This window comes from Pararhizobium sp. DWP3-4 (assembly GCF_049898205.1).
GTDB lineage: Bacteria > Pseudomonadota > Alphaproteobacteria > Rhizobiales > Rhizobiaceae > Pararhizobium.
Window position 1 is genome coordinate 95671 of the sequence record NZ_JAFCXF010000010.1, and the last position, 13527, is coordinate 109197.

Genomic DNA, 13527 nt, shown 5'->3' on the forward strand with positions numbered 1-13527 from the left:
CGCACCTGATTGTGCTAGCGAAACCTAATTAGCTCCACCCTTTTGACCAAGTCGGCAATCGTCCGAACCTCCATCTTGCGCATGACCTTCCCTCGATGAAGTTTCACCGTCACAAGGCTAATCCCAAACTTTGCCGCGATCTGCTTGTTCATTAATCCGCCGACGACAGCGTCCATGACCTCCCGCTCCCGCGGGGTCAGTCGTCCCGCCAGTTCGTGGAGTTCCCCCAACGCTTCAATCTCCCGCCTATTTCGACGATCCGCTTCGATCGCGTTGCACACGGCTTCCATCAAGTCTCGATGGGGAATCGGCTTGCACAGGAAATCCGACGCGCCACCTTTGAGCGCCCGGATCGTCATGGGGATGTCGCCGTGACCTGTCATGATGATGACGGGGGTCTTATTTCCGGACCGCTTGAGATAGGATTGGAACTCCAATCCGCATTCGTTTTCGAGATGAACGTCGAGAATGAGACAGCCCGGCTTGCTAAGGTCATCCGCCTCGAGGAGCGCGCGGGTCGTCCCGAATCCAGCCGCATTCAACCCGTTCGACCGCATGAGCCCGACAAGAGAGGCCCTGACCGCAGTGTCGTCATCCACCACTCGCACAACAGGCTTCTCAACGTTTACAATTTTCATCTGAGTACCCTCGAGTAGCGCCCTCAAAAGTTTATTTCCAGACTGAAATGACGCCGTCGCTGCGGTTCATCAGCGACGGATCTCGCTGTTGGGAGGCCTGATGGAGCTACTGAACGTCACGTCCGGTTTCAAACAAAAACCAAGCACGCCGCTCGGCTTGATCGATCCAGTTTTCCAAAAGACTCGTTGTCGCCACGTCTCTGAGTTCTGAGGTGAGGTCGTGCGTCGCCCTCATAGCTGCCACGAGCGCTCTGTTGTCCTGGCAGAGTTCCGCCATCATGTCCTTGGGGGTCACGAAATCTGCATCATTGTCCGACAAGCGCGACAGCCGGGAAATGTGACCGACGGATCGAATCGTGGCGCCGCCGATCTTCCTGGCGCGCTCAGCGAGGGCGTCGGTCATTGAAAGCAGCTCATCCCCCTGCTCATCCAGCACCCGGTGGTATTCGCAGAAATGAGGACCCGAAATGTGCCAGTGAAAGTTCTTCGTCTTTACATAGAGTGAGAATACATCGGCTAGCAGCGTCGTCAGCGAGGCCGACGTATCGGCACTTGCTTCCTTGGAAAGATCAGTAGGAGTTGCCAGTGGGCGCATGCGACGACGCTCGACTTCTTCGCGGTTGATACTCATGAGGAATTTTCCTTTGACGTTAGCGGGGTGTCAGTTGGACGGTTACATCTTCCCGATGAGCAAGTCCTGTTAGACGTCGGCAAACGGCGTGAGTTGTCGTGCGAGGCGCCATGGTCCGCCGGACAATCTGCCGGCGTCGACACCTCGGTTGCTTCGGTGGCGCTAACAAATTTTCACGCCGTCTTATGACGTCTCGCTTCCGAACTGACATTCGGCCAGTGATAGTGCGGTGAACGCGATGAGACGCTGGGCGCGCATTCAAAGGGATGTGTTAACTTTCACCCGAAAGGACCTTTAGTTTTCCGGTGGCTTGCCGACAAACTGCCTGCAAACCTGGAGCAAAAGAGAGTCTAAAGGAAATTTTCCATGACGCGCCCTCCACTTCCCCAATATTCGTTCGAAACGGCAATTCAGAAGGTTCGACTTGCGGAAGATGGGTGGAATTCCCGTGACGCGGCGAAGGTTGCGCTCGCCTACTCCGAGAACACGAGGTGGCGCAATCGAGCCGAATTCATTGTGGGCCGTATGCTGTGGAGGAGTTTCTCACACGCAAATGGGCCAAGGAGTTGGAGTACAGACTTATCAAGCATCTCTGGGTTTTTGATGGGAACCGTATCGCAGTTCGGTATGCCTACGAGTTTCGCGATGACAGCGAAAACTGGTTGCGCGCCTATGGAAATGAGAACTGGGAGTTCGGAGACGACGGCCTGATGCGGCATCGCCACGCCAGCATAAATGAGCATCCGATTGCCGAAGGTGATCGGAAATTTCACTGGCCGCTCGGCCGACGGCCGGATGATCATCCTGGCCTGACAGCCTTCGGATTTTAAGATGTGCCTGCGGCAGGCCGGCCACGGAACCCTGCCCTCGGTCAACTGCTCCGAAGGTAGAGCGGTCCAACCTACGTTGGTAGATATCCCAAAAAAGCGAAACGCGAAGGATGAGTTAATGAACGCAGAAAGGGACTATCCTCCGCTCCCGCCCGTACAGACGGGAATTCGCGGCTTGTGTCCTCGATGCGGACAGGGACACCTCTTTGAAGGCTTCCTGAAGTTGAAGCCGAAATGCGAGGTCTGCGACTTGGACTATTCATTCGCTGATCCGGCAGATGGCCCAGCGTTCTTCGTCATTTGTTTCGCGTGCGTGCCGACGGTACTGCTTTCAGTGTGGCTGGAAGTGCGGTTCAACGCGTCCATCTGGACCCAGCTCTTTGTAACGGGGCCTTTCTTACTTGCAACGTGCATTCCGCCCCTAAGGCCGCTCAAGGGCTGGCTCGTTGCGAGCCAGTATTTCTACAAGGCCGAGGAAGGAAAACTGTATCGCCCAAACGATCTGACGGAGGGCTGATAGCCAAGTTGCTCTCGGTCCTGAAGTTGCCCCAGACAATGCAGCTCGGAGCAGACAAGATGAGCCAAAAGTACAATGTTGTGATCGCTCGAGATCTGATCAGATGCATTGGACGAGGCGATGACCCCGGCAAGATCGCTGAGGCGTTCCATGATGACCTCATTTTTGAAATTCATGGTGATCAAAAGGCACTTTCTTGGGCAGACTTATGCCAGGTCCGAAATGGACTGGTCTCATTTCTGAACGAGACCCGTCAGATCATCGAATCCGCTCAGTTCGAGGTCGAAAGTATTCCAGCGAAAATCGAGCCGTCATCGTTGGTAATATTGAGACGCTGTCGATGAAATCCGGCAAATCGGTCATATCTGAGTTCGCGATTATCCTCACGATATTGGGAGGAAAGATCTCGAAGTTTCAAATGCTGGAAGACAATTTCGCGGTCTCCACCACCGTCACGAACTGAACCCACGAATATGAGCAGCCGCAACCATTTAGTTTCGCACCTGTGCATGGTTCGCTTTCACTGAGGAAGATTTCGATGCCAGACGTACGGCCGGACGGGGTCCAAGCCTATGATGCTGCCGCGGGCGGATGGGTGCATTGCAGGCGGTGGCAAAGGTACTGGCCGAGCAACAAGTCATCGCTCAAGGCGTTGCGACGTTTCTGAAGGCGAACCAGCCAGATACGACGCCGAAACGGACAAATATCGATCGATTTCGTAAGATGATGCATTCGAGCTCATCGGGGCGGAACTGTCAAAACTGGAAGACCCGAACCAGGCCGAATTCTACACCTCTGGCCGGGCCTCCAATGAAGCGGCTTTCCTCTATTAGACTTTTGTTCGAGCCTTTGGAACGAACAATTTCCCTGATTGCTCGAACATGTGCCGCGAGGCAACGTCCGCCGACGGCTGCTTCATTGCAGAGACATGGGATCGGAAGCCTTTCGACCTTTTAGGGTTCTCGACTACGCCCCTGCCGACGAGGCCGCTTTTGAAGACATGCTTGGGCTACTGAGGGCGAGCATTGAATGGAGCTTCATGGATCGTGAGATCGATATACGATTGCTAAGAGACCACGCTTAATGGCCGTTGAGCAGCCACCAAACCCGCAGTGAAACCCTCCAGTCTGCGCGTTGAGATCCGACACGATCCCTGTGGTGTCGAACCCGATTTGCTCATTGTGTGCCGGTCAGCCTGGTGGGTGACAGACGCCGTATACTTCAAGATAGGCAGCAGCGGAATTCAGTTTAACCGAATCCCTGGGCAATCTCGGTATCGCAGCCTTCGATGCCGCCTGCGGCTCGTCGAACTCAGTCTCAAGCTAAATGACACAGCGCCCGGCTCTGCAGGAACGGCGCACCTAAATGCGCGCCCATACACCCAAGGCCATTCTAACCAAAACTCACGCCGGCTTCTCCGATCTTCCTCGGATCAACGCGACAGCGAAGCTACGATCATGCATCAGGAATTCCTCAATTCAGGAACAAGGGACGCGACAATGACGATAACTAAAATATTCTCAATAAACGCACGCTTCCTGTGTTATGGGGTCATTACGGCCCTAATGCCCCTTCCAACGGCGGCCATAGACCGCTTGAACGCCCAGGATTATTCCTGTGACGGAGTGAATGAGCAGGTCAAAGCCGATGGCGCGGTTATCGTGCGCTATCCGTCGAAAAGGCCACCAGGCTTGACGCTGTATGACCGCTACGTGGCAGATGTCGGCTTTTGCGAATCCGATGAATTGCTTCAGTCCACGGCAATATCCACCCGCGATGGGATGTGTTCGCTCAGTGCCTGCCGCGAAAGGTCTCACAGCAACGATCGCTGAGCGGATGGCCTACTGACGGACACGCAGGCATAGCGCAATGCTATCTGATGTATTCGGGCGCTTGCACAAATCGGCGATGAGTGCAACGACGTTGAATCCTGTGCGATCGCTCACATTTTACCAATCCGATTACCCGCCCTGAAATATCCGATGCCGTATGGACGTCCTAAATGGACACATCGAAAGAGCGATATCGACGTCAAGGCACAAGCACTTTCCACTGCACGCAACCGGATCCTTCAGCTTCAGGAGCAGATGACTGATAAGGTTCTGCAGATGGCGGCCGAGGTCGAAAAACTAATGGAAGCCGTCCCGCCGGCCGAAGCAAAACATTTCTTGAAAGCGCGCTGCAATCTCCCTGCCCTGGAACTGTCGACCTACGTCGGGTTTTCAAGGGCCCTGAAAGGATCGGAGGAAATCCTACGCAAGGCGCGCTTCGTTCACTGTGATGAAGGCGCTCGTCGCAGCCGACGTCGGCTCCCGGCAAGAAATTCTCGAGCGCATGCGGATCGGCGCTCAGATCGACACCAAGGATATCGCCTCAATTCCCGAACGCTCGCAGCCGCGAAGCTGACGGTCCAGGAAATGACCCTCGCCCGTAATAAGAAGATGGTGGTGACCGCCGCGCGGAAGCAGGTCACCGCCGCTGTAGCCTTGTTCGAAGAGAAAATGCGTTCATTTACCGATGAGCTACGGCGCCATTTCAGCAAGCGTAGCCAAGGATCCGCACCTGCTCAGACAGGTCTTCTGATATCTCGTCTGAACCGACGAAACAGCTCGGGAGGAGCAAAAATGTCGTGGGACGACCGGCGCAACTACCGTATCCAGGAGCGAAAAGGCCGTTCGTTCTCCGACTACGATGCCATATCGGGGACGCCTGCAAAGGGGCTTCTGTGGTCGTCAGAAGATCAAGGTGGCATAAACTATGACGGGGCTCCCCATCATGTTGCGTTAGGATCTGTAACGACGCGACCGGTCCTTTTCGAAAGAAATATGGTTTCGTCTGTAATATCTCCTGCTCCGAGGAAGCAAGAAATGATGCGGTGCTTGTCCAGCGGCAAGGTGGTTTCTTGCCGCATCGGCATTGAACTACTGGGAGATACAATGACGGATGTTGATAAAACGGACACAATAGATCGGAGAACCACGACATTTGTTGGCGGCGACACAGGCGAATGGTCGGTCACCTCCCATTGCACTCTTCGGGGTTCCCCCATAGCATTAGTTTCCCGGTTGGCAATGATTTCCGGCAATCGACCGGTGATTTCAACCGATGCCGCTTGGGTACTCCGCGGGGTCGCAACAAATGAACGATACACAACCCGTTCGGAAAAGCTCGAACTGGTTGAAAAGCAGGCCCCCATCGGCCGGGCTGAGGCGACCAATGCAGCGCTAATTCTCTTACGCAAAAACGCGAATTGGTGGGCCCTCGCACAAGATGAACGCCGCTCCATCCTTGAGGAACAGTCACACCATATTGCGATCGGACTCCGTTATCTCCCAGCTGTTGCCCGACGGCTGCTTCATTGCAGAGACATGGGAACTGAAGCCCCTTTCGATTTTTTAGGATTTCTCGATTACGCGCCTACGGACGAGGCGGCATTTGAGGAGATGCTCGGCCAATTAAGATCGACCATTGAATGGAGCTTTATGGACCGTGAGATCGATCTTCGCTTGACAAGAGACCACGCGTAAATTGCTATCAGCCGAAGGGAGCGCTGGCGAGCCCTCAAGGATCGATGTCACCCGTCAAATGCCCACCGCACGGCGGCCAGCCTTCTTGAATGGGGGTCTTTCCGCCGGGCCGGACGAACGAAGGCTGACTGATTTTGACCAAAATTTCTGACCCAGCTCTGCGCGCCCGCAGACTCCATACTGTTTCTCACCACAACTCACGCCAGCTTCCTGGATCTCCCCCGGATCAAGGAAAAAGCAAGCTACGATCACAAATTAGCAAATTACTGAATTCTGTAGCTAGGGGCGCGACAATGACCAGACTTAAAATGCTCTTATGGTACGGACGCTGCCTATGTGTCGTTGCGGCACTCATACCGCTTTCAGCGTCTGCGATCGATCGCTTGAACGGACAGGATCAATCTTGTGCCCAAGTTAATGAAAGGATCGACGCTAAGGGTGCGATTATCGTGCGCTATCCATCAAGCAGGTCGCCAGGCTTGACGCTTTATGACCGCTACGTCGCAGATATAGGTTTCTGCGCATTCGATGAAGGACGCGAAACGAAGATGGTGTCCACACGAGATGGCTTGTGCGAGCTCAGTGCGTGTCGCCACCGTTTTAATACCAACGATCGCTGATCGGACTGCCCTCCGATGCTTCCAGTGTAAGGCCTTCCACTGCATGGCCTAGAGAACAGGAAGACAAGAGCAATGCTGCCGATTTGCACCTATCGCGCGCCAGTTCGTTCGAGGGGATGGCGGTGACAGTAATCCCGTAGGATTGCTTACACTTTACCAATCAGACTACCGGCGAAGAAAGATCCGTTGTCGTAAGGAGGTCCCAAATGGGGACACTCTGAGTGTCCGATATCGACCCAACAACGCGGGACGGAATAGGCGGTAGACACCTTTTGCCACATGCGTTCTCTGATTGACGTCACGGATGCCCGGAGTTGCCTCGGATCAACTGTGTCTCTCGCCTCTAACGTGATGCCCAGAAGAAACGTGAAATTCAATCTATCGTTTTGACACGATCAGGGGAGCGTTTCTCCACCGCCCTCGCACTGCGAAGGCGGTGGAAGCTGTCTATATCAGGCGCGCCAACCCTCGACCGCCTGCCCTCCGAAAATTCGGTTCGTCGGCATTTCGAAGATAAAGTAGGGGTTTAGCTGCGGCAGAGCCGTCGCCTGCTGCAGACGTTCGAGTTGGCTGTCGTCTAGCACGACTTCGAGCGATGCGATATTCTGGAGCAGCTGTTCGACGCGGCTGGCTCCGATCAAGACAGACGAGACACCGGGACGCTTCGCTACCCAAGACAGTGCGACTTCCGCCGGCGATCGCCTGAGTTCGGCTGCCACGCTCTTCACGACATCCACGACATCGAAATTGCGCTCGGTAAACAGCATACCGCCGAATGGATTATCGCCGTTCAAACGTCCGTCACTCTCGGCATCGCTTGCCACCGAGGCCTTATCAGGCAGAGCGTTGACCCGCCCGGCATCAGCAATCTTATCGCGACCGTATTTTCCGGTCAGCAGTCCGGCAGCGAGCGGGCTCCATGGCACCATGCCCATCCCCAATTCGGAACCAGCCGGGAGTAGGTCCAGTTCCACGCCGCGGTCGATCAGCGAATAGGCATATTGAAGGCCGATTGGGGTTGGCTGGCCATGCACCCCGGCCAGTGTAGCGATTTTCGCCACGTACCAAGCAGGCGTATTGGAAAAACCGTAATGCAGGATTTTTCCCGACCTCACCGCATCCGTCAGCGTTTGCAACACTTCTTCCGCTGGTGTCGTGCGGTCCCAGACATGCATCCAGTACATGTCGATATAATCTGTTTGCAAGCGTCTCAGTGAGCCTTCCATACCAATGCGCATATTCTTGGCGCCATTGCCACCCCAAAGCGGTGTGCCCTGGCCGCGCGGAAAGCCGGACTTGGTGGCGACGACGAGCCGGTCACGCAGACCGCTGTCAGCCAGAAAGCCGCCGAGCATCTCTTCGCTGCGGCCGCCAGAATATACATCTGCGGTGTCGAGAAAATTCCCGCCTTTATCGACATAGGCGTTAAAAACAGCGCGCGATGCAGTTTCACCAGAACCCGAGCGCTCCGCGCCGAAGGTCATGGTGCCAAGTGCCACTGGGCTAACGATCAGGCCCGATTTTCCAAGTGTACGATAGCTGGTCAAATCCATGCTTATTCTCCTTCATTTGTATGAGGATATGTAGCGCTGATGGCTTGCAGGGATTAGCGGTTGCCTGCCGCATGAACTTATGAGCACCATGCAGCAATGGATCGAAACGACCTCAATGATCTCCATGGCTTTTGCTGCGGTCGCACGGGGCGCAGCTTCACGCGGGCTGCCGCCATCCTGGCCATGTCGCCGTCCGCGCGTAGCCATGCGATGCGCGGGTTTTAGGAGGGGCTGGGAGTGCGCGTTCTGGCGCGTACGCCCCGCTCCGAATTTATCAATTTAGATATTCTGGAATGTGCCGCCCCGCTGCATCAAGGGGCGCCAGGCGTGGCCGTTGAGGGCGTTCTTGCCGGGTTAACAAGTATCACACTGCCTTGGCAGGTCATGGAAGCAAAACGGTGCGCCGCCTTGGCTGGGCACACCGTTCGGCTCTCCGTTAAACCGCTGTGATACGCTCGCGATATTTATCGATGATCACGGCGAGGATGATGACAACGCCCGTGATCATCTGGCGCAGAAAGTCGCTCAGGCCGAATAGAATTAGGCCGTTCGCCAACACACCAATGATGCAAGCTCCGAGCAGGGTTCCAATAACCGTGCCCCGGCCCCCACTTAGGCTGGTCCCACCGATAATAACCGCAGCAATTGCATTGAGTTCGAATCCAATGCCGATAATCGGGCTCGCGATGTTCAGGCGCGCCATGTAGATGATAGACGCGATCCCGACGAGCGCTCCTGCAATTGTGAACGCGGCGACTTTATAGAACATAAGTGAATGGCCAGCCAGTCGCACAGCCTCCTCATTGTTGCCGATACCGTAGAGCAGTCGGCCAAAAACGGTTTTGGAAAGTACAAACCACGCGAATGCGACCAGGGCCAAAGCAATCAGGAAAACGACCGGAATACCGAACAACATTTTCGATCCAAAGTCGTTGAATGTCTGCGGAAACGAATAGATCGTCCGCGCGTCGGTCACTTGCAATGCGGCGCCACGGGCGATGTTGAGCATACCCAAAGTGACGATGAACGAAGGAAGCCCCCAGAACGCGCTGATCCACCCGTTCAAGAACCCACAAATGACGCCTGTCGCCACTGCAGCGACGGTTGCGAGGACTACGGCCTGCCAAACCGCGAGATCAGGAATCGTAAGCACGCTTCCGCCGACTACCGCGCATAACGCAAGCATTGATCCGACGGACAGGTCTATGCCCCCGATGAGAATCACGAAGGTCATGCCGATGGCCAGGATCAGATTGATGGTTATCTGCGTGAGGATATTTGAGATGTTATTTGGATTAAGGAAATGCTCCGTGCTCAGCGAGAAAAAAACGATCAAAACCAAAAGGGCGATGCCGATCCCTGCGTCCCGAAGTACAAGTTTCATCGAAATCTTCGTCATGGGCTTCTCTTTGCTGCCTGTCGAAGGCGGGTTTCCAACTGCGTCCATGATCAATGCTCCGCCTTTCGTCGTTCGCCCTGGTAGGCGTAAGTCAATATTTTTTCTTCCGAAAACTCCGGTCGGGGAACTTCGCCGACGATCCGGTGCTGCGACATTACAAGGATGCGATCGCAAAGCGTCATTAACTCGGGGAGTTCCGAAGAGACAATGAGAAGTGCTAGGCCATCTTCAGCAAGTCGGCGGATAAGTGCATAGATTTCCGCTTTCGCTCCAACATCGACGCCACGAGTTGGCTCGTCCAACAGGAGAACGCGAGGGTTGCGCGCCAACCACTTGGCAAGAACGACTTTCTGCTGATTTCCGCCAGACAGCGTAGAAACGTTGTAGCCGGCTCCTCCATATTTAAGCTGAAGATCCGATCCCAACCGCTGGGTCACCAGATTTTCGGCGTTCCTGTCGAGCAGTCCCATGCTGGACACCTTCTGCAGAGACGCTAGCGTCACGTTTGCGGCGATCGTCATGGACAAGATGAGACCCTGATCTTTCCGGTCTTCGGTAACAAATCCAATTCCCGCTTCGATGGCATCTTTAGGCGAGCGAAACGCAACAACCTTCCCATCCCGTGTCAATTGCCCGGACAAAGGGAGCTCGGCTGCCGATATCGCACGCAGCAGTTCCGTCCGGCCCGAGCCGACAAGCCCAGCGACCCCGAGTATCTCGCCCTTATGCAAGTCGAAGGATACGCCGTCCTGATGCGGAGATTGAACATGCCGGAAATTTTTGAGGGAGAGGACAACTTCGCTTCCGGCGCTGGAAGCAACGTCACTAGCCATTTCCTTTTGTAGCTGCTTACCAACCATGCTGCGAACGAGCTCATCCTGGTCGGTGTCGTCGATAGCACTAGAAAATACTGTTTCGCCGTTCCTCAGAACTGTCACCCTGTCACACATACGGAAGATTTCGTCGAGGTGGTGAGAAACGAATATGATTGCGACGCCGCGGGCACGGAGGCCTCCAATGATGGCGAATAACCGCTCGGTCTCGCGTGACGTCAACGTTGCAGTTGGTTCGTCCAGAATTAGAACTCGGCTTTCCGTCATCAAAGCACGCGCAACCTCTACAAGCTGTCGGTGAGCAATCCCTAGCCGTTCAACTGGCCAGCGCACATCGATGTCGCTGAGACCGATCGCATCCAGTGCTGCACGAGCGCGCTCGTTCATCTCACGCCGCTTCACCACGCCCAAAATGTTGCGAGGCAGATGTTCGATGAAGATGTTTTCTGCGACGGAAAGGTAGGGAAGCAGATTGAATTCCTGGTGTACGACCTGCAACCCATTCGCTTTGGCGTCCCTTGGGGTCTGGGGTGTGTAAGCCTCGCCCGCGAGCTTTATCGAGCCAGAGTCTGGCTTGACGATACCGCAAAGCGTTTTAATCAGTGTTGACTTTCCTGCGCCGTTTTCGCCGATGAGACCGTGAACTTCCGCGCTGTTTACAGACAGGTTCACGCCATTAAGCGCGACTGTAGCCCCGAAGCTCTTCTTGATGTCTTGCAACTCAAGAACTGGCTTCGTCGTCATATCCCCCTGAGCGGAAGGTGACGTCGAGTTTGATTGTGAGATGATCATCGAAGAACCTCCGGAAAATGCCGCGCCGGAACAGTCCGGCACGGCTGCGCTTGCAGGAGTTACTTCACGTTGGCCTTCGTCACCAATTCGATGTCCGTCTTGATCCAGCCCTCGAGCTTTGGTCCGCCTGCGACGACTGCAAGCGCCTTGTCGATGGCGTTCGCTGCCATCTGCGAGCCAAACTGATCAACGGTCGCAAGCAGTTTGCCATCCTTCAGGAGAGGAGCCACGGCTGGAACGTTATCGAAACCGACGACCTTAATGTCCTTGCGGCCCGCTGCATCCAGAGCTTTGACAACACCGATGGCCATCGAGTCATTTGCGGCGAGAACGCCTTGGATGTCCGGGTGAGCAGTCAGCATGTTCGAGAAGACCGAATTGGCTTCTTCGGTTTCCCAATGCGCGGTGCGCGAATCCAGGAGCTCCAACTTGCCAGCCGCAACCGCATCTTCAAAACCGAGTTTCCGCTGGGCGGCGTTGTCCGCACCGGGGTTGCCTTCGATGATTACGACCTTGCCGCCCTCACCCAGTTCTTTGGCCAGGGCCTCGCCAACCATTTTGGCGCCGGCACGATTATCAGGTCCGACGAAAGCCAGATCGATCCCAGCGTCTTTTTTCGCCTGTTCGTCGAGCGAGACGTCGAAATTGATGACGGTGATGCCTGCATCCATAGCCTTTTTCAAAGGAGCGACCATGGCACGAGAATCCGCCGGGGCGATAACGATTGCGTCGACACCCTGCGTGATGAAGTTTTCGACGCCGTTCACCTGGCTCTCGAAATCAGTCTCGTTCTGCATTCCGATAGCTTTGAGCTCGTAGTCACCGCGCTTCTTGTTATGGGCTTCTGCACCCTCGAGCATGTTCTTGAAAAAGTCGTTGGCCAACGACTTCATGACGAGACCGACAACGGGCTTGTCGGCGGCCTGGGCAAGTGTTGGCAGCGCTGTCGTGATAGAGAGCGCAAGAATCGATGCGATAGTGAAAATCTTCATGACCATTCCTCCATTGGTCCGACAGCCCTCCAGCCATCGGTGAAACGTTTCATAAATTCTATGAGAACGTTACATTTTGGTAATGGGAAAAATCTTGAAGGTCAATATGAAACGTTTCATGGCGAGAACTGGTACTTTTCATCACATATGTTATTCGTCCTGCCGGGAATGATGGAGAACAGATTTGAAGCCGACAATTAAAGATGTCGCACGAGATGCCGGAGTGTCGCTTGGAACCGTGTCTCGCGTTCTTGGCAAGAACGCCACCGTGAACCGAGCCATTCGGCTCCGGGTCGAAGAGGTGATAGAGAAGCTGGGCTACAGTCCTAGTAGTCTTGGACGCAGCCTGCGGCTGAACAAATCAGACATAATTGGTTTGGTGATACCTGATATAACCAACCCGTTTTTTGCGGACCTTGCAAAGCATCTCGAAGTCTTGGCGTCCGCGGTTGGGTATTCCGTATTGCTTGCCAATACCCACGATGACCCAGAAGCAGAAAAGACCCAGATCAAGAGTCTCCTCGGACGCGTGCCTGCGGGAATTGTGATTGCTCCCGTCAGCAATAGTCTCGTCAGTGAACGGTTGTCCAAAGACATGGTCTGCGTGACGATTGACCGCCCGCTTGCCGGACACTCGCTTGTATCGGTAGACAACATCGAAGGGGGGAGGCTGGCGGCCGAACATCTTTTAACGCTCGGGCACATCCGCATCGGCTACATTGGCGGTCCAAGGACAACCGAGGTCTCGCTGTTGCGGTTGAAAGGTTTCAGCGATGCGATCGCAACAGCCGCCGGACGATTTGGAAAGGACGTTGAGCTCACAGTCGTCGAGGGTCAGTTCGACTACAAGTCCGGCGAGGAGATGGGCAGAAAACTCCTTTCGGTTCCGGTCGAGATAAGGCCAACGGCTATCGCTACAGCCAACGATCAGCAGGCTATCGGGCTTCTTAGATGCTCACGGGATATGGGCATCCGAGTGCCGGAGGACTTATCGATCATCGGGTTCGACGACATACCGCTTGCATCCCTTGTTCTGCCAAGACTGACAACGGTTAGACAGCCCATCCAGGAAATTGCGGAAATCGCTATACGAGCCGTATTGGGGCGGGGAGCAGTAGACGGGCCGATCCTGCTTTCCCCTCGTATCGTCGTAAGGGAGTCAACGGCTTGCTTTCCCTGAGCCACACTTCGTTCT

The 13527-nt window shown here is 54.9% G+C and carries 10 protein-coding genes and 2 pseudogenes; 6 read left to right on the forward strand and 6 right to left on the reverse strand.

Features of this window, described 5'->3' with window-relative positions; genetic code table 11:
• Positions 1-14: 14 nt before the first annotated feature.
• Together ACP7E6_RS23070 and ACP7E6_RS23075 are read right to left on the reverse strand one after the other, a co-directional pair.
• The gene (locus ACP7E6_RS23070; protein WP_426232044.1) at positions 15-638 is read right to left on the reverse strand and encodes a response regulator transcription factor; all 624 of its coding nucleotides are present in this window, start codon (positions 636-638) and stop codon (positions 15-17) included.
• Between the two features lie 106 nt (positions 639-744).
• Entirely contained in the window at positions 745-1269 is a 525-nt protein-coding gene (locus tag ACP7E6_RS23075; protein WP_426232045.1) for a Dps family protein, read from the reverse strand.
• Positions 1270-1635: 366 nt separating this feature from the next.
• Between ACP7E6_RS23075 and ACP7E6_RS23080 the strand changes: the two are divergent.
• From ACP7E6_RS23080 to ACP7E6_RS23100, 5 genes and pseudogenes are all read left to right on the forward strand, one after another.
• Positions 1636-2099: pseudogene (locus tag ACP7E6_RS23080) on the forward strand (DUF1348 family protein).
• A 118-nt stretch (positions 2100-2217) separates the two neighbouring features.
• Complete coding sequence (locus ACP7E6_RS23085; protein ID WP_426232046.1) at positions 2218-2616, forward strand: DUF983 domain-containing protein; 399 nt, start codon at positions 2218-2220, stop codon at positions 2614-2616.
• A 538-nt stretch (positions 2617-3154) separates the two neighbouring features.
• Positions 3155-3518 (forward strand): annotated as a pseudogene (locus ACP7E6_RS23090) (CbbBc protein); the annotation flags it as partial.
• A gap of 597 nt (positions 3519-4115) precedes the next feature.
• Complete coding sequence (locus ACP7E6_RS23095; protein ID WP_426232047.1) at positions 4116-4448, forward strand: hypothetical protein; 333 nt, start codon at positions 4116-4118, stop codon at positions 4446-4448.
• 150 nt (positions 4449-4598) lie between these two features.
• A complete protein-coding gene (locus ACP7E6_RS23100) occupies positions 4599-6143 on the forward strand; it encodes a hypothetical protein (RefSeq protein WP_426232048.1) in 1545 nt (514 codons plus the stop codon).
• A 1072-nt stretch (positions 6144-7215) separates the two neighbouring features.
• Here ACP7E6_RS23100 and ACP7E6_RS23105 read toward each other — a convergent pair.
• From ACP7E6_RS23105 to ACP7E6_RS23120, 4 genes are all read right to left on the reverse strand, one after another.
• Positions 7216-8316 (reverse strand): aldo/keto reductase, encoded by a 1101-nt coding sequence (locus ACP7E6_RS23105; protein ID WP_426232049.1) that lies wholly within the window; start codon positions 8314-8316, stop codon positions 7216-7218.
• Between the two features lie 436 nt (positions 8317-8752).
• On the reverse strand, positions 8753-9715 hold the full coding sequence (locus ACP7E6_RS23110; protein ID WP_426232050.1) for an ABC transporter permease: 963 nt from the start codon (positions 9713-9715) through the stop codon (positions 8753-8755).
• Positions 9716-9765: 50 nt separating this feature from the next.
• Entirely contained in the window at positions 9766-11340 is a 1575-nt protein-coding gene (locus ACP7E6_RS23115; protein WP_426232051.1) for a sugar ABC transporter ATP-binding protein, read from the reverse strand.
• A gap of 59 nt (positions 11341-11399) precedes the next feature.
• Positions 11400-12332, reverse strand: coding sequence for a sugar ABC transporter substrate-binding protein (locus ACP7E6_RS23120; RefSeq protein ID WP_426232127.1), 933 nt, complete (start codon positions 12330-12332; stop codon positions 11400-11402).
• A 184-nt stretch (positions 12333-12516) separates the two neighbouring features.
• Between ACP7E6_RS23120 and ACP7E6_RS23125 the strand changes: the two genes are divergently transcribed.
• Complete coding sequence (locus tag ACP7E6_RS23125) at positions 12517-13512, forward strand: LacI family DNA-binding transcriptional regulator (protein ID WP_426232052.1); 996 nt, start codon at positions 12517-12519, stop codon at positions 13510-13512.
• Positions 13513-13527 lie beyond the last annotated feature (15 nt).

Coding starts and splice junctions, on each gene's coding strand:
- ACP7E6_RS23070 (WP_426232044.1), bottom strand. CDS start 638: ATGAAAATTGTAAACGTTGAGAAGCCTGTTGTGCGAGTGGTGGATGAC.
- ACP7E6_RS23075 (WP_426232045.1), bottom strand. CDS start 1,269: ATGAGTATCAACCGCGAAGAAGTCGAGCGTCGTCGCATGCGCCCACTG.
- ACP7E6_RS23085 (WP_426232046.1), top strand. CDS start 2,218: ATGAACGCAGAAAGGGACTATCCTCCGCTCCCGCCCGTACAGACGGGA.
- ACP7E6_RS23095 (WP_426232047.1), top strand. CDS start 4,116: ATGACGATAACTAAAATATTCTCAATAAACGCACGCTTCCTGTGTTAT.
- ACP7E6_RS23100 (WP_426232048.1), top strand. CDS start 4,599: ATGCCGTATGGACGTCCTAAATGGACACATCGAAAGAGCGATATCGAC.
- ACP7E6_RS23105 (WP_426232049.1), bottom strand. CDS start 8,316: ATGGATTTGACCAGCTATCGTACACTTGGAAAATCGGGCCTGATCGTT.
- ACP7E6_RS23110 (WP_426232050.1), bottom strand. CDS start 9,715: ATGACGAAGATTTCGATGAAACTTGTACTTCGGGACGCAGGGATCGGC.
- ACP7E6_RS23115 (WP_426232051.1), bottom strand. CDS start 11,340: ATGATCATCTCACAATCAAACTCGACGTCACCTTCCGCTCAGGGGGAT.
- ACP7E6_RS23120 (WP_426232127.1), bottom strand. CDS start 12,332: ATGAAGATTTTCACTATCGCATCGATTCTTGCGCTCTCTATCACGACA.